Source organism: Gottfriedia sp. ABJ_BB2_2 (assembly GCF_055484705.1).
The window spans coordinates 261,058-280,542 of sequence record NZ_JBVFKR010000002.1; the positions used below are offsets into that span (position 1 = coordinate 261,058).

The window sequence follows — 19,485 nt, forward strand, 5'->3', positions numbered from 1 at the left end:
CTAAATTAAATGATCCCAAACGGGTTCGAACCGTTGACCTCTACCCTGTCAAGGTAGTGCTCTCCCAGCTGAGCTATGGAATCGTGATATGAATGTAAATATATTATAAATTTTGGTAATTATGAAGTCAAACTATTTTCTCTGACATTTTTAGCATTTTCATATTAAGCAAGCTTTTGGTCATTTTTCAAAAGCTTGCTTCTTTTTATATTGTCCGCTCTTCCATTACGCTTAGTTTTTCCGTTTCATTAAAGAATCGACTTAAAATAATCGCAAGAAGTAGAATGCTAGTCGACATGATATACAAGGTGCTTATGCTAAATCGGTCGATTAAAAATCCGCCTAGCATCATACTAATTGGTGCTGTGATGGCTGATAGTGTTGAGAAGATTGCCATGACTCTACCATAGTATTGTTTGTTCACTACTTTTTGTACATATGTTAGCATAGGGATCATCATACAAACGTTGATCATTCCACTGCCGATGAATACGACGATTAAAAGTACGATGTATAGTGGATAGATTAATATATTTGATTTAAATAATAGGAAAAATATAAATTGACTGATGACGGCTATGAACATTAATCCAAATGACGCTTTTAATAGTTTAAATGGTTGATTTGATATGTTTAATTTTGAGATGACAATTGTACCACATACCCCACCTAGTGCGGATGCAGAGTAAAGATATGATAGATGCATTTCTGGTGCTTTAATATATTCTTTCATTAAAAATGGTAGTAATACAGATTGAATTGGTCCATTTGCTAGATTAATGATGTTTACCATCACTAGTAGGTATAAAATCGGTTTATTTTTTGAAACGATATAGGTAATACCAGCCCTTAAATCTTTAAACACATTATTCTTACTTACTTCTTGTTCCTGTTTTTCAATTACTTTAATGAAAAGTGCTGCAAAGCCTGAGAGTAAGTATGACACGCCGTTAATGATGACCAAAATCGTAGGTCCTAATAATGCATACATGACGCCTGCTAATAAGATTCCAAAAACATCCTTTATGCTATAAGTTAAAGACATTAATGAATTTGCTTTTAATAGTTCATCCTTTTTTACAATAGATGGTACTAAGCTTTGAGATGCTGGTGCAAATAACGCACCATTTACTGCTATGATGAATGTCGTTACATATAATATATAGAGAATCAATTGTTGATCTTCTAGCAAAATCATACTTATTCCACAACTTAAGACAGCTATTCCTCTAATAAATTCAGTCATATAAATAATCTTTACTCGATTCCAGCGATCAGTAAAAACTCCACCTATTGGCGTTAAGACTAACCAAGTGACTGCACCAATCATACCGTATAATGATAATTGAAATGCTGAATGGGTTAAATGTAAGATATAGAGTCCAATTGCAAAATTAAACAGCACATCGCCAATGCTTGATGCAAATGTACCACTAAAAAAATAAAAGAAATTCTTATTTTTTAGTATTTGAATCATTTCCTTCACCCCCTCGAACTCATTATAGAGCACGACAAGGTTCTTTGATATGCGGCGACTGTGAGAAATACTTCGCTTCATTCATACGTTAAAATACATTATTAGCGATTAGTTTCTCACATTCTATCTTTTTTCAATTTTAAGTAGGCTTGTTTATATAGTCGATTATTTTCAACAAAAGAAATCCATAAATCTTCTAGTAAACAATCAAAGAACAAATTTTGATGTCCAATACTTTCATATAACTCTTTTAGCTCTTCATAAGCTTCTTTTCTTACTGTATTCGTCACAAATAATTCTTCATAAGTTTGATATAGTTTTTGAAAAAATGGACTCTGACTTTCGAAATCTACACTTGTCACAGGTGAATGACCCGTCCAATTTAGATGCAGTAATTCAAGTAATGACAAGTATCTTTTGAATTCAGATTCCGCTTCATCATTCATTACGATATTCGAAATTTGCTTTATTTGCTCTGTTGCATTTAAATTTTTCTCTTTTATTAAGATATATGTGTAAAGAACTTGAGTTGATAATAAAATATCGTTTCTATTAATTTTCTTGGCAAAGTTGATTGCTTTTTCAAAAGAGCCCTCATATAAGTCCTTCGTCCCTAATTGATAGATTAATAATCCCTGAAATTGATGAGTTAAGCTCACATTGATGATATTTACTTCTTCTAAATAATAGTGTAATGCTTTTTCTGCATAGATGACCGCTCCATAATAACTGCCTAACTTATATTCAACATTTGCTAAAAAATAATATAAATGACCTGTTTCCATGGACTGCTGCGCTAGCATTAATTCTGCTTTCGATCGATTTAAGTTTTTTTCGATGATAAAAAGATTAATGGCCTCATAAAAATGGAATCTATGTTTTTGAACACGATTCAGTAATCCTTCAACGTTTTGGATTGTCTTCTTTGCGCTCATATATCGGTCTTGTTCTTTTCTCCCACAATAAAAAGCTAGCTTGGCCATGTAGTAATCAATAATGAGGGGTGAATGTATTAATTGCTCTTCATTTTGCTCTAGTTGTTTGAAAATCTCACCTGATTTGATAAAACCATTTAAATTTAATTCTTCAAAAAATAATTCAAGTTGATTTCTTGTTTCTTGTAAAAATTCAACATTATCTTGATAAATAATGCTCAACTCACCAAACAATAACCGAATCATTTCTAAGCTAGGTACTACTTCACCATTTTCAATTTTACTCAAATACGACGGGACACAAATACCTTCACTTAAAGCTTGCTGGCTCATATTCTGATTTATTCGATTGATTTTAATAATTGAACCCAATATTGTAAGATTTTCTTTTTGAATTAAACCATTTAGTTCCTTCATTAACTAACCCCATTTTCATCTTACATCTGTTTTACATAGCTTTTATGTATAGAACTAACACCCGAATATCCATCAAGCTTGTTAGCTCTTTTTTTTGAATTCTGTATATTGTTGTTCCTTACTTTCTGGATGGCTTGAATTTCGCTTCTTTTTCTTCTTCTTCCTTATCTGCTTTTTCTTGTCTTCCAATTCCCGTTTTTTTGCTTCTTGCTTTACTAGTACTCTTTGCTCGGCTACTGCTGTCATGATTGATCCAGCTGCTTGAATCCAGCTTCCACTGTATTTTAAAAGTTCACTGATATCTCCATTTATTTTGATTTGTTCACTGAGAGGATTAGACACACTTTCTTCAGAAACCTCAACTTCAGTTTCACCATCACCGTCAATTCCAAGGGCTTCTTTTTCCCTAACGATCTCAAGGTCATACAATCCTCCGATTGCTTGAAGGGTATTACCTATTGACTGAAGTAAATTTCCAAAGGCATTTGTCGGATCACCGCCACCTTGTTCAATGATTTCTCCAATTTCATCGATAACCGCTAAGAAGCCTCCAAATGCTTGCTGCGCATTTCCGACTATATTTAAGTTTATTTTTTTTACTTCATTATCTTCTGTCAAAATACTAAATAAGACAGTTACATTTCCGGATGCTTGAATGATTTCACCAGCTACTTCTAATGTAAAGTCATCAGTTCCAGCTACCTCAACAATATTCCCGATCGCTTGAAATGCATTTCCACCAAAATCTAATTGTTCACTAATGTCGTCCCATTTTTTTTTGTCTTCACCTTGCAGGCGTCTCAAAGGTGTACTTCCTATTGCGGACGCGATTGTACCTATAGCGGTAATCCATGACCCAAGTACTTCTATCCTTTCATTCGTCACCTTTTTAACCACCAATCCTTGAATATCAACCTGAGATAGTATATTCAACGATGATGTTTAAAGGTTCCTAAGTGTAATCAAGGATTAAGATTAGCCGACTTTCTTTTTGAAATGTTCAATTTTCGTTTTTTCACCTACAATAAAAATGTAATCTCCACTTTCAAAACGCACATCACCAATATTTGTTACAATTGGTTCGCCATTTCGGATGATTAAAACGACAGTAATTTCATATTTTACGGAGAAGCCTATTTCTCTTAACGTCTTTCCAATCAATATCTCTGGGATCACCGTTTCAACCGCAGCAATTTTTTTCGTTATTTCAATGTACTCGATAATTCCATTCATCGCTTCTCGTCTAGCCGCTTTGTGGCCTGCTTCTTCTTCAGGATAAATAACAAGATCCGCTCCAATGCTTTCTAAAATGCCTCCAACTTCGCGGTTATTTGCTTTACAGACTATTCTTGTGACATTTCTTTCCTTTAATCTACGTGTTATTAAGATTGAAGCTAATGGATCACTTCCAATTGCGACAAACACCACATCAAAATGATTTACATTTAAATCCTCTAGCAATGCTTCTTCACGTAAGTCGCCAATAACAGCATATTCTGTATATTCCTCAAGCTCTTCAAGCGTAGATTTTTCTTTATCACATACAACGACCTCATGCCCTAACCTGTCTAGTTCCTTTACGATTCCACGGCCAAATCTACCTGCACCGATGACTAAAAATTGTTTTGCCATTGTGATTCCTCCTTATCCAATTGCCAAGTCTTTCTCAATATATTTTAAATTTTGTTTATCAACTCTAAGTACGAAATAAATCATTGTAAAAATACCGATTCTTCCAATAAACATAAGTAAAATCAAAATAAATTTAGTAGAGCTATGTATGTTTGGCGTAATTCCTAATGATAGGCCAGTATTTGTGATTGCTGAAATAACTTCTAGTAATATTAAATCTAATGCAAATGGCTCAATCGTTGAAATGATGATCGTAGAAAGTAAAATTAGTAATAAAAAGCTCATTGCAATAACGAAGGCACGGTCAACTACACTTCGTTTAACAGTTGTTCTAAAAATTGCAGTATCCTCTTGGGATTTAATGACTGCAATCATTTTTGCGACTAACACAGAAACAGTTGTTAATCTGATTCCACCAGCAGCACTCGACGAAGCTCCACCAATATACATAAGAACTAATATAATCAAAATGGCAGGAAGTGTAAGATTCGCAATGTCTAAAGTTGCAAAGCCGCCATTTCGAGTCGTAACTGATAAAAAGATTGAATTTGTTATTAGATCAAATGTACCTAAATGACTAAATGCGTGGTTTTTTTCTAATAACCAAAATAAAATGGTTCCTAACACCACAAAAGAAAAATGAAGTCTCATATTTATTTTTGTAAATAAGGATTTTTTCTTTTTAAATGAAAAGATATATTCCATAATCGTGGGATAACCTAACCCACCAATAAATATAAGCGCAGCTGTTACATATAAAACCAGTGCATTTTCTTGAAATGAATATAAACTATTACCGAATAAATCAAAACCAGTATTTGTAAAACTTGCGATTGAATGAAATGCAGTTACAAGTAATGTTTCTTTACTGGTTTGAAAATGCTCCCTAAATTGACCATAAAAAAAGATTCCACCAATTATTTGAAAGACTAGTGACGTATATAATACAGACAAACTTAATTTTCTTATTGATTTAATACTGCTCTGATTTTGATCTTTAGATAAAACAAGTAAATTAGAAATCGTTATTTTCTTACCCAGCATCATAAATCCATAGCTAATAAATACAACAATTCCAATTGCGCCAATTTCCATTTGAATCATTAACAAAAGCTTCCCCCATGTGCTAAAGGTTTCAACTAAATTGACTGTCGATAAACCGGTCACACTAATCGCACTTGTAGATACAAAAATGCTGTCAATGAATGAGAGCTCAGCAATTCTTGTAAATGGCATTAAATATAAGCATGAAAATACGATTGTTATCAGTATATATGCGATGAAAATATAGTGAAGGGGATTTTTAGGTTTCTTCTTCTTTTTTTTCATTTTTTGCTTTTTCTCCTTAGATTGAGTTCAGTACTGGCCATAAATATTTATTGATATTACATATTCTACCTATTTTCTTCCAAAAAATAAAAAACTTTCCAATCAATTGTTCATATTGATTAGAAAGTTTATTTGAAATGATCATTTTTTTGGATTAAGCTGATGAAGAATTATTTGCTTCCATTTTCAATGCAGTGTTTTCCTTTTGTTGTTGATATAAATATAATGCAACACTCACTATTACAATCGTACCACCTACAAGTTGAAATGATGAAAGCATTTCTTGTAGCAAGAAAAAGGCTAAAATAGACGCACCAACTGGTTCACCTAATATACTCATTGAGATTGTCGTTGCATTCACATAATTTAATAAGTAATTATTAATGATATGTGCTAATGATGGAATAATAGCAGAAGCGATAAAAATAAGCCAGTCAGTCGATTGATAGTCAAAAAAGTTATCAAATGTAACGATATTATAAGCTGTTAAAAATAAAGCTGAAAATGCAAAAACAAAAAAGCTATATACCCAATGTGACGTATTTTTTACGGTTGTTTGTCCAACCATTAAATATAGAACTGCTGCAATTACACTTAAAAATGAAAGAATATCTCCTTTAAATGCTGTCATACTTAAACCGATATCTCCAAAGCCGATTAGGAACACACCAATAATAGCGATGATCATACAGATTTTAGACGTAACAGATGTTCGTTCTTTAAACACAAAAAATCCTAATATCATGGCTACTAATGGTTGGAGCGCTAATATAATTGTCGAGCTTGCAACTGATGTAAAGACAAGTGAACCATACCAAAGGATAAAATGAATGGCTAACATTAAACCAGCTAATGCAAACGATTTATATTGTTTTTTGTCTAAAGCTTTTAATTCAGTTTTTCGCTTTAAAACAAAAGGTAACATCCAGATACACGTAAACCAGAGGCGATACATACTTAATACAGATGGAGATGCATTTGTCCATTTTGCTAAAATAGCAGATGTTGAAATTGCAATGATTGAAATAATCAATAATGAGATCATTGCATTAGGCTGTTTTGTGTTCATGTTTCACCTCTTTAACTAAACTTTTATGTAAGCGTAACACATTTTGCTTTTCTTAATTTTTTCAATGAAGTAACATCTAATTATATCATCCTAGTGAAAAGAAGAGGAGACATTTATGATTCAAACAAATGGAACTAGAGAAGAACATACCCTTTATAGTACTCATATTCAAAAGGAAGTTACATTTACTATTTATTACTCAAGTCAATATACTCCTTTAATAAAACATCATTTATTACTTGCCCAAGACGGTCAAGATTATTTTAATTTAGGAAAAGTTCATCGTGTCGTTGAAAAATTAACAAAAGAAGGCACAATTCAACCAACTATTATTGTTGGTATTCCATATTCAAGCCCAAAAGAACGATTTTCACTTTATCATCCATCACAAGATGGCCAAAAAAAATATATTCGTTTTTTAGCTGAAGAATTACTACCTTATTTAGATGATCACTTACCGCTTCTTGGCCTTGCTCATAGTAGAACATTAATAGGAGATTCACTTGGTGGGACTGTTTCATTACAAGCAGCCTTTACATACCCTAATACTTTTGGAAAAGTCGTTATGCAGTCACCTTTTGTGAATGATGATGTCATTCAATTTTTAGAACAAAAACCTTTATCAACGACCTTATCAATTTTACAAACTGTTGGAACGCAGGAAGATAATGTGTTTACGCCTAGCAAACAATGGGTGAATTTTATTCAAGATGGTTTACGTTTAAAAGAGTTTTTATCGAAATGTCCGGTTGAATTACATTATGCAGAGTATGATGGAGATCACACTTGGACGAATTGGGAGAAGCAATTAGAAGACTTATTAAAAATTAGTTTAGCAAAATAATTCGTCAAACTTATCGATTTTTCAAAAATTTGATATAATTGAAATTAGAATCTTTAAACTCGTTAATTTTTTAAAATTAACTATAAAAGTATCGAAAACAGGAGGTAATTTTTATGAAATGTGGCGTGGTTATTTTTCCATCAAAATTTGTTCAAGATAAGGCAAATGAGTTTAGAAAACGTTTTGATCCAGCTTATACTTTAATTTCTCCTCATGTAACAATACGTAGTGGTTTTGAGTTGAATGAAGATCAACTTCCAACAATTATTTCTCAACTAAATGAGATTGCTAGTAAAATTGAGCCATTTGAATTGGAAATAAATAAAGTAAGCTCTTTTGCACCTGTTAATAATGTCATTTATTTAAAAGTTACACCTGTTGATGCTCTAAAAGAGCTTCATGAGAAAATGCATACTGGTGCATTTCCGAAAACTAAAGAGTATGCATTTGTACCACATATTACAATTGGTCAGCAGCTGCAAGATGCTGAGTTCGGTGATATTCTAGGACAATTAAGCATGATTCAATTCTCATACAATGAACTAGTTGATAGCATTAAATTAGTTTACCAATTAGAAAATGGTGCTTGGGAAGTTTATGAAACATTTAAATTGGGAGCTAAACAATGACCATTGAAACAATCGTTGCAAAAACGGATGAACAAATCCAAGATGCATTAAAGATTCGAACTGAAGTTTTTGTAGTGGAACAGCAAATCTCAAAAGACTTAGAATTTGATGGTTTAGACGATGAAAGCTTTCATTTTGTTGCATATGATGGTGAACAACCAATCGCAGCTGGACGTCTTAGAGAAATCGATTCCACAGGCAAAGTACAACGAATATGTGTAAGAAAAGACTATCGCGGGAAACAAATCGGGAATGACATCATGCACTTAATTCATAAAACTGCAAAGGAAAATGGCATTCATCAATTGGTATTACACGCTCAAGAATCCGCAATTCCATTTTATGAGAAATTAGGATATCATATTTCATCTGACATTTTTTATGAAGCAGGAATTCCTCATGCAGAAATGAAATTAACATTAATCTAATTTGATGAAAAGCTATGATTCTTTTTTGAATCATAGCTTTTTTACGTTTATTCCTATATGATTACTGCTCTATGATCAGATCAACACATTAATCAATCTTCCGATACCAGTCAACTCACTGAACACTTTTTGTGCAGAAGCATCCTGTAAACTATTTAGTGCAACATCTGATTTCATTTTTCGATAATGATTAGAAGCTTTTTTCGCATTTAGCTTTTGATGCTCTTTAAATGGTTTAATTTTCTGGACTTCTGTAAACATAAAAGGTATATGCACGTACCCATTTTTTTGTGAAATATAATGATGATAAGCCGAGTAATGTAAAGGTGGAATATATCCCATGTCATCCATCTCCTCTATCCTTTTGCATAATATACATTTTTCCAATTAAATGAATTCACTTTTCGTATACAATACTTTTTGGTAACATAGATGAGTCTGCTTTTAATTTTTAGGGGGAACATGATGAACACTGCAAACTATCAAAATCAAACAATCTATTTACCAGATTTCCCCAGGTCAAGATATGAGGAGATTTATCAAGCTAGTATTCGTGGAGAAGTGAAATGTGTACACTGTCAACAAAACATATTTTTAACTTTATCAATCTATGAAACTCCTTATTTTTATCATACGAATAGAGAACAAAACCTAGAATGTAAACAACTAAGTATTGAATTTGAAAAAACGCTCAAAACAAACTCTATCGAAAGTACAACGATTGATACAAATATAGAAGATAGTGTCATTAAACTTCCAAAAAAGAGAGCTATATCTTCTTTGGCAACTATTGAAAAAAGTGAAGAAAATACATTTACTGCTAGATTACCCTTTTATCATATTCCACCTTATGAAAGTGCTGTTCAAAATACGACTAAGCATGTGTTGAATCAAATAACATTGGATGAACAGCAATGGAATGCAGTAACTCACACTGGTTCTCCTCTACTTGTACTTGCTGGAGCTGGTAGTGGTAAAACTAGAGTTATTACAACCCGTGCAATGCATTTAATGAATTTAGGAATCCAACCACATGAAATGATGCTTGTTACCTTTACTTCAAAAGCCTCATTAGAAATGAAAGAACGAATGAAGAAACTTGGATATTCGATTCAACAAATGGAAATTGGTACGTTTCATAGTATATTTTACAAGATGCTATTACGCTTTGACCGTGAAAAGTGGGACTCTTCAAGACTTATAAAATCTGACTTCCAAAAGGAAATTATGTTGAAACAAGTTGGTCGAAGGCTTGAAATTGATGAAAAATCTTTTGCATATGATCAAGCGATCCAACAAATTGGATTATGGAAGAATTCGTGTGTTTATCCTCACGAAATTCGTCCAAACGATGCTTGGGAAGAACAAGTTGCATCACTTTATGAAGGCTATGAAGAAATAAAAAAAGAAAACGGACAATTTGATTTTGATGACATGCTTCTAGGATGCTTTGAAATGCTAAATGATTATCCTGAGTTACTAGGTCAATATCAAAATCGCTTTAAATGTCTGTTAGTAGATGAATTTCAAGATATTAATAAAATACAATTTTCAATCTTAAAAATCCTTTTTCAGCATACACAAAATGTTACGGCTGTTGGTGATGATGATCAGTCTATTTATGCATTCCGTGGTAGCGACCCTAGTTTTATTTTAGAATTTAAAGATCATTTTCCTGGATCAAAAATTTATCATTTAAATGAAAATTATCGTTCGTCTCATGGTATTGTTTCTCTAGCAAATGAAGTCATTAAACCAAATAAGAATCGATTTGTTAAATCAATGCATGCACAATATGATCACGAACAAGTTCCATCTTTCTTCTTCCCATTTGATGAAGAAGAAGAAGCTACGATGATCGTTAATGATATGAAAGAAAAAATTAAAAATGGTGCGAATCCATCACAATTTGCTATTTTGTATCGGACGAATACTGCCTCTAGAGCACTGTTTGAACGGTTAATCGCGACGAGTTTACCATTTACAATAGATCAAGATGGAGACTCATTTTATGATCGTCCTATTATTCGGAAGATGATTTCTTTTTTATTATTAATAGAAGATGAGGATCATCAAGCTGCATTAAAAGAAATCTTACCTGTATTTTTCCTAAAGCAGCAAGCATTTCAAGAGGCAAAAATGAATAGTGTTCTACAAAATCTTTCGTTTTTAGAAGCGTTTACTACAATTAATAGTGCTGCACCATTTCAGCTTAAAAAAATTGAGAAATTGATAAAAGTTCTCCGCCATTTAAAAACGACTTCACCTCTTGAAGCAATCGAAAGAATTGAGGAAAGTCCTGCGTTTACTGATTATATTAAAAAACGTGGAAATGAATCGAATAAAATTGAACGACCATCTGATGATTTAAGGGATTTGAAGGTAGTCAGCAGAAATTTTAAGACAGTTCGAGAACTGACCCAGCACGCGTTTCATATCGCTGCAAAATTTAAGGAATATAAACAACAAAAAAATAATCAAACAGGAAGTATCTCCCTTCTAACAGCCCATCGTTCTAAAGGTTTAGAATATGATTTTGTTTACATCTTAGGTGCTGTCGATGGTGGCTTCCCGCATGATTATGCGTTGGAATCATTAAAAAATGGTTCGATGGATCAATTAGAAGAAGAACGTCGTTTATTATACGTAGCCTGTACGAGAGCAAGAAAATTATTATACTTATCTATTCTTCAAAAAAGAAGAGGAAAAAAAGCCTATCCATCAAGATTAATCAAACGCTTTTTAACGAAATCAATTAAATAAAATAAGTATAGGGTGAGCCAAATATAGCTCACCCTTTTTTATGATTGTTCGTAATTAACGAGGAGTTCTTCTTCCACATCCACAGCCAGATTTTTTTACATAACCTGTCTGCTGACCTTGTTGTGCATAAGGATTTACATATTGTTGCTGATTCATTTGTTGCATTTGTTGTTGCCATTGCTGTTGTTGAAGTTGTTGCCATTGTTGACTTGTTAATTGTTGTCCTTGTTGACGATTGTACATAGCTTCCCTCCTAAAAAATTTTTTCATGATAGTATATGAAGGAATAAGATAATCGTTCAGACAAATATCACAAACTTAATCTATTAACCAATGCCTCAATTACACCAGCTGCTCCTGCAATTGATAATAAGATGATGATGACTTCTCCCACTCCTGGGAACAGAACATATATTAGTAGTAACAAGGCAGTACACCAAATTCCGCTACACCATGTACAACTAAGTAATTCTCCAATAAAATATTGAATACCCTTACCTTTAATCTTTGTGTAAGTGACGGGTATTCCCTCTTCTTCAATTGTGATTTCATCGATAAATGGCCTTCTAATAAACGATGTAATCTTATCATGAACTACTAATCTGGTCAGTCGAAAACTTGCTAAAGTAAGGAGCACTAATAATAACCACGACATACTTATCATCTTAACAGCCTCACTCTACTCTTATTCATCCACATTTAAATCTGTTTATGCATCCTTAACCCTTACATCTTTTCCACATGATACCTACACTAAGCCCATTTCTTTAAAAAGCAAAAATCAACAGTAACCGATTCCCTCCTCGTTAATATCATATTAATGTAATATCCATCTTAAATGATAAGGAGTGAAAAAGATGAGTTGCAAAGACAACAATAACCACAAAAGAAATAAAGACAACAATTGTGTTAGCGACGTAGTAAAATTCATTAATGAATTACAAGATTGCGCAACAAACACTTGCCCAACAGGTTGTGATGTTCCTTTCTTAGGCGCTAATCCAAATGTACCACTTGCAAATACTCGCCCTTTCTTACTATATTTACCAAATGGTGAGTTATTTAGAGTACCTGCTTTTCTAAACAACATGAGAGACAGAGACAGAAACGACAATAGAAACGATGACAATGATAAAAATGACAAAAACAGACGAAATAATTGTCAAGATTCAGTTGTTTTCCGTGTTGAAAGTGTAGACGATGACTGTGCAGTATTAAGAGCACTAGTTGGAGCTGACAGAGACGACGACAAAAATAACAGCAACAAGGATCGCGATCGCCAAGATTTCTGTGACCTAGTTGATGCTGATTTCTTCGTTGCTTCTAACACATGTATCACAGTTGATTTAGATGCTTTTGTTGCAATCCAATGCTTACGTGACGTTCACGTTAACAATTTATAATTCATGTAAACTAAAAAACTATGGGTGGTAGATTCTTATATCTACCACCTTTTTAAGTGTCTATATACCAACCATTTGAATACTAACAATGTCTTCTAATGGAATTTCAATATTATTGATACTTGATGTGATCTTCACCGCAACTTTACCTTCGTTATACGCTAATATATATCCAATATACAAATCGTTTTTTGTCCGTATACGGCATTCAACTTTAGGAATATAATGTGGTTTATTAACCATAAAATACACCTTTTCTTCATTCGTCATTGCTTTAAAAGGTTTTTTTACCCAACCTTTATCTTCTTGCACTTGATTTTCTGGGCTCTCCAATTCTTCCTGAGTATCCTCAAGCTCTTCAACCTCTTCAACCTCTTCAACTTCTTCATAATGTGACTCTACATAATCGCTTTTTTTCGCTTTCTTTTCCTGCTTGTTAACTTTGACTACATAGGAATGTTGTATATTTAGCTTGGCTTCTTCAAGGTCAGGTTGAGCAATATATAACAAAGGTTTTACTCCTTCTTGTGATTCTTTTCGTGCCATAGCTGTTCCTCCCTCACATGTGTGCTCTTATAAAATATATGTGAGGACAATTGTTCTCATGTTAGATTTTTTTGGTGTAAATAAGCATTCCTATACGATTTCTAGTTCGTTTTCCTATCGACAATTGACTAATTTTATATATATTTGTAGAAATTGGACAAATATCCTAGTACAAACAATTGACAGGGCACATATAAATACATTGTAACCGCACAGAAAAAACAAGGAGCGATGAAAAAGTGAATAAAGAGTTATTCTCAGTATTCGTAGGTAAAGGAGTTAGAATTGGTCGAGGAGGTCACGAATCAAAAGAAGGTTTACTACTTGGTGCATATGGAACACATATTGCTCTTTTTACAGAGGCTGAAGGTGTAATTTACTTCCCATACTCTCATTTAAAAAGCGTAACTTCATTTGCAAAAGGTAAACTTAACTATAATGAAATGTTTAATACAATTGAGCTTTTACCAAATGAAAGCTTCGTGGACTTATTAAATTCACAAGTTAGACAATGGGTAAAAATCAATCGTGGTGGCCATGACAAAGTAGAAGGTATTCTTCTTGATGCAAACAATGATTATGTTGAAATTTCTTTCAACGATGAACTAGTTTATATTGCTACTTATCATATTAAAAGTGTAAGTTTCGGAGAAAAATTCGAAGTTTATGAAAGAAGTAATACGACAAGCCAAACATTAAGAAGAAGAAAATAATGTTTAGATCGGTCGTTTTATTCTTATAAAACGACCCTTTTTTTTAAACATTCATTCTCTTTTACCATTCTAATTATGTTAAAGCAACTACATTCATACTTAACTATGTTCTATCGATCTAAGTAAATGTTTTTGTTTAGATCATTTAACTTTCATATGATATACACTATTTGTTTTTCACAATACTTAATTTTGAGTGGTACTTCCATAAATAAAGATGAAGATTGCTTCAAAACAAAGATTAGGAATTTATTTTTAATCATTACTAATCTTTCATTTCAAACAGGCACCAAAATGACTGAATGACATGAATAAATAAAGGCTTCACATTGTCAAACTTTGTTTATTTTATGCTCGGTCAATGATCGTTGTTGACATGTATTGAAAACTTTTTTAAAAATTGCTGATGTTAGACAGGCTTTATGGGAAAACGCTTTTTTGAAGTAGAAAGTTCGAGACTCCTATGCCAGTAACGGGACAGTTGAGACCCCACAGGTGCATATGTGCACCAAGAGGACTACTGATCGCCTACTGAGAATTCCAGCAAAAGGAAATGAGCCTTTTACAAAGCCTCGATTTATAACTAACACAGCTCATCATAAAACTTGAGAAAATCAATCTTCAGGTTAAGAAACAAATGAATGTTTCTTACGGTTTATCTTTCAAGAAAGGAGAAAATAATGGCAAGCTTTAAACATTTTCTCAATATGCAAGTTACAATAGAAGTTTCCGGTAAAAATATTGTAGAAGGCATTTTATTAGAAGTAGGGAATGATTTATTAGTCCTATTCAATGGAGAGAATTTTCTTTATATTCCCCTTCTTCACATTCAAAATGTAAGTGAGAGTTTAAATAAGGAGTCATATGGTACAGTTCCTTCATTGCAAGAGTTAGAACATGAAAAAGACGAATTATCGCTTAGAAAAGTTTTAACAGCTGCTAAGGGAATATTTGTAGAAATAAAAGTTTCAAATTCTCATTCTTTTCATGGTTATATCACAACAATCATGAATAATTATTTTGTATTTTACTCACCCGTTTATAAAGTAATGTATATATCACTTCAACACCTGAAATGGCTCATCCCTTACCTAACAGAGCAAACCCCGTACACGCTAAGTAATAACTTGCTTCCAGTAAACCCTTCAAATATACCATTAGCAAGAACTTTAGATGTACAATTAAACAAATTAAATGGTGAATTAGTTGTCATCAATAGTGGTGAACGGAATGAATATATAGGTAAATTAGATTCAATTGATTCCAACTTTATTCAGTTAATTACCTCAAAGGGTGAGATTAGATTAGTCGGTCTACGTCATTTAAAATCAATCTTCATTCCATAATAAAAAGGATCATAGAGAAAAATTAAATGGACAAATTAATTTTCAGCAAACAAATATAAAAAGGTGCCTTTTTTAACACAAAAGGCACCTTTTATTAATTTATCCCATGATATGATAGCCAGAGTCAACGTGAAGATTCTCACCAGTAATACCTCTTGATAAATCACTGAATAAGAATACAGCAGAATCTCCAACTTCTTCTTGCGTTACGTTTCTACGTAATGGAGCTTTTTCTTCAATTTCTTTTAAGATTGAATTAAAGTCTCCTACACCTTTAGCTGAAAGTGTACGAATCGGTCCCGCTGAAATTGAATTTACACGGATATTATACTTACCTAAGTCATTAGCCAGATAACGAACTGAAGCTTCTAATGCAGCTTTGGAAACGCCCATTAAATTGTAATTTTGCATTACGCGCTCTCCACCTAAGTATGTTAACGTTACAATACTTCCACCTTCAGCCATAACTGCTTTTGCTTCACGAGCAACTGCAACTAATGAGTATGCACTAACGTCTTGTGATAATAAATATCCTGCGCGACTTGTATCAACAAATTCACCTTTTAAATCTTCTTTATTAGCAAAAGCGATACAATGTGCCACACCGTGAATTGAACCAACTTGCTCTTTAATTGAAGCAAAACATTTAGCTAAATCTTCATCACTTGTTACATCACATTGAACAAGAATTGTATTCGGATTTTCTAAACTATCAGCTAGTTCACGAACACCTTTTTCAAGTCTCTCATTAGCATAAGTAAAAATTAAATTTGCTCCTGCAGTATGAAGTGATTGTGCAATACCCCACGCAATACTTCTGAAGTTTGCAACTCCCATCACGACAAATGTTTTACCTTTTAATGAAATCATAGATCCGCACTCCTTTAATATTAGTTATTAGTAGTAGATACTAAAATAGTAGCATAAATACTTTCAATTGGAAATAGTAAAGTTATCTACCGGTTTTTTTGAAGATTATAGAAATAAATGATGAAATTATCATGAGTTCATAGTTTTGAATTCCTTTAATAACAAAAATAAACTATAATGATGATTGTCGGCATTTAAAAATGCTATTTAAAATGCATACTAATAAAACATATTATAGAGAGGTGAGGACATGAAGGAAGACCGTACATCTCCCTTTCAAATTGACTTTAAATTACTTTTTATCCTATTTTCTATTGCTGCGATTAGTTATCTTGCAATTACAAGTGCACAACCGAGCCTTCCTGAAAATCTTAGAAGTATAAACTTTGCAGCTCAACAAATTAAATGGTATATCATTGGATTTGTTGGAATTGCCGTCATTATGATCATTGACTTCGATCGTTATAAAAATGTAATTTGGTATATGTATGGTGTTGGTTTACTTTTACTACTTGGATTAGAGCTTAATGTACCAGGTGCATTAACAATTAAAGGTGCAACTGCATGGTACAGTATTCCCGGTGTAGGGAATTTCCAACCATCTGAATTAATGAAAATATTTATGATCATTATTCTTGGAACAATAATCTCTAAACATAATGAAACGTACTCGGTTCGTGGAAAAAAAGAAGATTTATTTTTACTATTTAAAATCATGGGGATTTCATTACCTCCATTATTACTAATTGCGAAAGAACCTGATTTAGGGAACACAATGGTTATGTGTGCAATTATTGCAACAATGATATTGGTTTCTGGGATTCGTTGGCGATACATTCTTGCTTTAGTTGGTATTACAGTTGCATTAGGATCATTCATGGTTTACCTTTTCTTATTCCATTTTGAATTCTTCACAGCTCATGTACTACAAGAATACCAACTTAATCGTTTTTACGGCTGGTTAGCGCCATATGAATATCCAACGCAAGGATACCAGCTAACTCAAGCTCTAATGGCTGCAGGATCAGGTATGCTAACAGGTAAAGGGTTCCACAACGGTGAAGCTTACTTCCCTGAACCACATACAGATTTCATTTTCACAGTAATATGCGAACAATATGGTTTTATCGGAGCCAGCGTAGTCATCTCATTCTTCTTCCTGCTGATCTACCGCATGATCCATATCGCACTAGAAAGTAATGACAAATTCGGAAGCTATATTTGCGCAGGTGTTGTAGGAATGTTCACCTTCCAAATCTTCCAAAACATCGGGATGACAATCGGACTACTACCGATCACAGGTATTACCCTACCATTTATCAGCTACGGAGGAAGCTCACTAGCAACCAACCTCCTAGCAATAGGCTTCATCCTAAACGTAAGATCAAGAACAAATAAATATATGTTTAACTAATCAAGAAATGTGGAGGCGACTGTTTAGCCCCGACAAGCATAAGACGAGGACCAGTGGAGGTTGCTTTTTAACCTTTACTGGTCCTTGGCTTATGACCTCGAGGGGCTAGGAGCCGGAACTAGACATCACGAAAAGTGGAGGCGACTGTTCAGCCCCTCCCCATAATCATAAACGAGGACCAGTGGAGGTTGCTTTTTTACCTTTACTGGTCCTTGATTTATAACAAAGAGAAGTTAGGGACCGTAACTAGATAGCAAGTAAAACTGAGAGGACTGATTAGCCCAGACAAGCATTAGACGAGGTTAACATGGAGTTGACGAACAAAGTCATCTTCTATCATTTAAAAGATTGTTATTTATCACATGCAAACACTAGAAGCATTTAAACAGCCTCTAAGAGTTTAACTATTATCACACAAAGATTGAAACGGAAGGATGCTCGACTCCTATGGGGGATGCGGGAAAGCTGAGACCCCACAGAAGCGAATGCGACGAGGAGGCTCAGCGCCCGCCCCATGGAAAGCGAGCATCCTGCAGTGGAAATCAATGCGTTCTTATTTTATAAATGCTAAAGAGACGTCTTTGTCAGTTAGCCTAATCAGACAGTCCCTATGTATTATCACCATAGTGTTATTTAACTGTTTTTTTATTTGTTACTTAATTCAGAATGATTTAAACGTAATTACACATACTATTTTTAAAATTACATTGCTTGGGCCATTACATGGTTCAAGCATTTTTTAAAGGAATGATTTAATGAGCAAGTATGATGTAATTGGGGACATTCATGGCTGTTATGATGAATTTGTGGAGTTAACAAAGAAATTGGGTTACCACTGGGACAAAGATGTTCCACTTCATCCAGAGGAAAGAAAGCTTGTTTTCGTAGGAGACTTAACAGATAGAGGACCAAACTCTTTAGGAGTCATGAAGGTAGTTTATGATTTAGTGATGAAGCACAAAAAAGCCCATTATTCACCAGGTAATCATTGTAATAAGCTCTACCGCTACTTTTTAGGACGAAATGTGAAAATTCAACATGGACTTGAAACAACAGTAGCAGAACTAGAATCAATAAAAGGAAAAGAACGTCAGCACTATAAAAACTCATTTATCAAACTGTATGAATCCTCGCCTTTATATCAAGTATTAGATAACGGAAAATTAGTTGTTAGTCATGCAGGAATTCGTGAAGACATGATCGGTAAGCATTCAAATAATGTAAAAACCTTTGTGCTTTACGGAGATATAAATGGAGATGTTCTCCCAAATGGTATGCCTGTTCGTAAAGATTGGGCAAAAGAGTATCGTGGAAAGGCTTTAATTATTTACGGTCACACACCAATTAAAGAGCCAAGAGAATTAAATAATACAATCAATATCGATACAGGTGCAGTGTTTGGAGGTAAATTAACAGCATATTCCTATCCAGAACATGTATTTACTCAAGTCCCCTCCTCAATGCCATTAATCGAAGAAAAATTTAGTTATTATGAACAGTAGTAAAACAAAAAGTAGGTACCATTTCGGAACCTACTTTACTGTAAGAGCGTCACCCGCTCTTCAGATATTTTAGTTTCTTCCATCCCCATGGTAGAAACACTACAAATATAAAGTTAATCTATTAATCTAATAATGTCAATGAAATATCCAAACATTAGACAAATTTTG

20 protein-coding genes and 1 tRNA gene are annotated in these 19,485 nt (G+C 33.4%); 9 read left to right on the forward strand and 12 right to left on the reverse strand.

All coding sequences use genetic code 11. From position 1 onward, the window contains the following. Positions 1-10: 10 nt before the first annotated feature. The 7 genes from ACX6U0_RS06195 to ACX6U0_RS06225 all read right to left on the reverse strand — a co-directional run bounded on the left by ACX6U0_RS06195 (position 11) and on the right by ACX6U0_RS06225 (position 6,859). Positions 11-83, reverse strand: a tRNA-Val gene (locus ACX6U0_RS06195). A 122-nt stretch (positions 84-205) separates the two neighbouring features. Continuing rightward, positions 206-1,477 (reverse strand): MFS transporter, encoded by a 1,272-nt coding sequence (locus ACX6U0_RS06200; RefSeq protein ID WP_464959099.1) that lies wholly within the window; start codon positions 1,475-1,477, stop codon positions 206-208. A 116-nt stretch (positions 1,478-1,593) separates the two neighbouring features. Next, entirely contained in the window at positions 1,594-2,829 is a 1,236-nt protein-coding gene (locus tag ACX6U0_RS06205) for a helix-turn-helix domain-containing protein (RefSeq protein WP_464959100.1), read from the reverse strand. An 81-nt stretch (positions 2,830-2,910) separates the two neighbouring features. After that, a complete protein-coding gene (locus ACX6U0_RS06210) occupies positions 2,911-3,714 on the reverse strand; it encodes a DUF6944 family repetitive protein (RefSeq protein WP_464959101.1) in 804 nt (267 codons plus the stop codon). Positions 3,715-3,804: 90 nt separating this feature from the next. Continuing rightward, on the reverse strand, positions 3,805-4,461 hold the full coding sequence (locus tag ACX6U0_RS06215; protein ID WP_464959102.1) for a potassium channel family protein: 657 nt from the start codon (positions 4,459-4,461) through the stop codon (positions 3,805-3,807). Positions 4,462-4,473: 12 nt separating this feature from the next. Further along, a complete protein-coding gene (locus ACX6U0_RS06220; protein ID WP_464959103.1) occupies positions 4,474-5,790 on the reverse strand; it encodes a potassium transporter TrkG in 1,317 nt (438 codons plus the stop codon). A gap of 154 nt (positions 5,791-5,944) precedes the next feature. Next, complete coding sequence (locus ACX6U0_RS06225; protein WP_464959104.1) at positions 5,945-6,859, reverse strand: DMT family transporter; 915 nt, start codon at positions 6,857-6,859, stop codon at positions 5,945-5,947. Positions 6,860-6,974: 115 nt separating this feature from the next. On the opposite strand from ACX6U0_RS06225, the gene ACX6U0_RS06230 reads away from it, so the two are divergent. The 3 genes from ACX6U0_RS06230 to ACX6U0_RS06240 all read left to right on the forward strand — a co-directional run bounded on the left by ACX6U0_RS06230 (position 6,975) and on the right by ACX6U0_RS06240 (position 8,760). Next, positions 6,975-7,703: an alpha/beta hydrolase gene (locus tag ACX6U0_RS06230; protein WP_464959105.1), complete on the forward strand. Its 729-nt coding sequence runs from the start codon at positions 6,975-6,977 to the stop codon at positions 7,701-7,703. Positions 7,704-7,816: 113 nt separating this feature from the next. Then, on the forward strand, positions 7,817-8,332 hold the full coding sequence (locus ACX6U0_RS06235) for a YjcG family protein (protein ID WP_464959106.1): 516 nt from the start codon (positions 7,817-7,819) through the stop codon (positions 8,330-8,332). After that, positions 8,329-8,760, forward strand: a complete 432-nt coding sequence (locus ACX6U0_RS06240) for a GNAT family N-acetyltransferase (RefSeq protein ID WP_464959107.1) — start codon at positions 8,329-8,331, stop codon at positions 8,758-8,760. Before ACX6U0_RS06235 ends, ACX6U0_RS06240 begins: the two co-directional genes overlap by 4 nt. Positions 8,761-8,835: 75 nt before the next feature. On the opposite strand, the gene ACX6U0_RS06245 is transcribed toward ACX6U0_RS06240, so the two are convergent. After that, positions 8,836-9,102: a hypothetical protein gene (locus ACX6U0_RS06245; protein WP_464959108.1), complete on the reverse strand. Its 267-nt coding sequence runs from the start codon at positions 9,100-9,102 to the stop codon at positions 8,836-8,838. 123 nt (positions 9,103-9,225) lie between these two features. On the opposite strand from ACX6U0_RS06245, the gene ACX6U0_RS06250 reads away from it, so the two are divergent. After that, the gene (locus tag ACX6U0_RS06250; protein WP_464959109.1) at positions 9,226-11,523 is read left to right on the forward strand and encodes an ATP-dependent helicase; all 2,298 of its coding nucleotides are present in this window, start codon (positions 9,226-9,228) and stop codon (positions 11,521-11,523) included. Between the two features lie 54 nt (positions 11,524-11,577). On the opposite strand, the gene ACX6U0_RS06255 is transcribed toward ACX6U0_RS06250, so the two are convergent. Both ACX6U0_RS06255 and ACX6U0_RS06260 read right to left on the reverse strand, forming a co-directional pair. Then, positions 11,578-11,766: a cytochrome C oxidase subunit III gene (locus tag ACX6U0_RS06255; RefSeq protein WP_464959110.1), complete on the reverse strand. Its 189-nt coding sequence runs from the start codon at positions 11,764-11,766 to the stop codon at positions 11,578-11,580. 67 nt (positions 11,767-11,833) lie between these two features. Further along, positions 11,834-12,187: a DUF1360 domain-containing protein gene (locus tag ACX6U0_RS06260; RefSeq protein ID WP_464959111.1), complete on the reverse strand. Its 354-nt coding sequence runs from the start codon at positions 12,185-12,187 to the stop codon at positions 11,834-11,836. Positions 12,188-12,380: 193 nt separating this feature from the next. Here ACX6U0_RS06260 and ACX6U0_RS06265 point away from each other — a divergent pair, with 193 nt between their 5' ends. Next, positions 12,381-12,926 carry a CotY/CotZ family spore coat protein gene (locus ACX6U0_RS06265; RefSeq protein WP_464959112.1) on the forward strand — a complete coding sequence of 182 codons (546 nt, stop codon included), beginning with the start codon at positions 12,381-12,383 and terminating at the stop codon, positions 12,924-12,926. Between the two features lie 60 nt (positions 12,927-12,986). Here the strand turns inward: ACX6U0_RS06265 and ACX6U0_RS06270 are convergent, their stop codons facing one another. Then, positions 12,987-13,472 (reverse strand): CotO family spore coat protein, encoded by a 486-nt coding sequence (locus ACX6U0_RS06270; protein ID WP_464959113.1) that lies wholly within the window; start codon positions 13,470-13,472, stop codon positions 12,987-12,989. 239 nt (positions 13,473-13,711) lie between these two features. Between ACX6U0_RS06270 and ACX6U0_RS06275 the strand changes: the two genes are divergently transcribed. After that, positions 13,712-14,185, forward strand: a complete 474-nt coding sequence (locus tag ACX6U0_RS06275) for a DUF2642 domain-containing protein (protein WP_087999995.1) — start codon at positions 13,712-13,714, stop codon at positions 14,183-14,185. 680 nt (positions 14,186-14,865) lie between these two features. Beyond that, the gene (locus tag ACX6U0_RS06280) at positions 14,866-15,531 is read left to right on the forward strand and encodes a DUF2642 domain-containing protein (RefSeq protein WP_464959114.1); all 666 of its coding nucleotides are present in this window, start codon (positions 14,866-14,868) and stop codon (positions 15,529-15,531) included. A 99-nt stretch (positions 15,532-15,630) separates the two neighbouring features. On the opposite strand, the gene fabI is transcribed toward ACX6U0_RS06280, so the two are convergent. Further along, the gene (fabI, locus tag ACX6U0_RS06285) at positions 15,631-16,401 is read right to left on the reverse strand and encodes an enoyl-ACP reductase FabI (protein WP_464959115.1); all 771 of its coding nucleotides are present in this window, start codon (positions 16,399-16,401) and stop codon (positions 15,631-15,633) included. Between the two features lie 250 nt (positions 16,402-16,651). Between fabI and ACX6U0_RS06290 the strand changes: the two genes are divergently transcribed. Both ACX6U0_RS06290 and prpE read left to right on the forward strand, forming a co-directional pair. Further along, positions 16,652-17,815 carry an FtsW/RodA/SpoVE family cell cycle protein gene (locus tag ACX6U0_RS06290; protein WP_464959116.1) on the forward strand — a complete coding sequence of 388 codons (1,164 nt, stop codon included), beginning with the start codon at positions 16,652-16,654 and terminating at the stop codon, positions 17,813-17,815. A 755-nt stretch (positions 17,816-18,570) separates the two neighbouring features. Further along, positions 18,571-19,317: a bis(5'-nucleosyl)-tetraphosphatase PrpE gene (prpE, locus tag ACX6U0_RS06295; protein WP_464959117.1), complete on the forward strand. Its 747-nt coding sequence runs from the start codon at positions 18,571-18,573 to the stop codon at positions 19,315-19,317. The last annotated feature ends 168 nt before the right edge of the window (positions 19,318-19,485 follow it).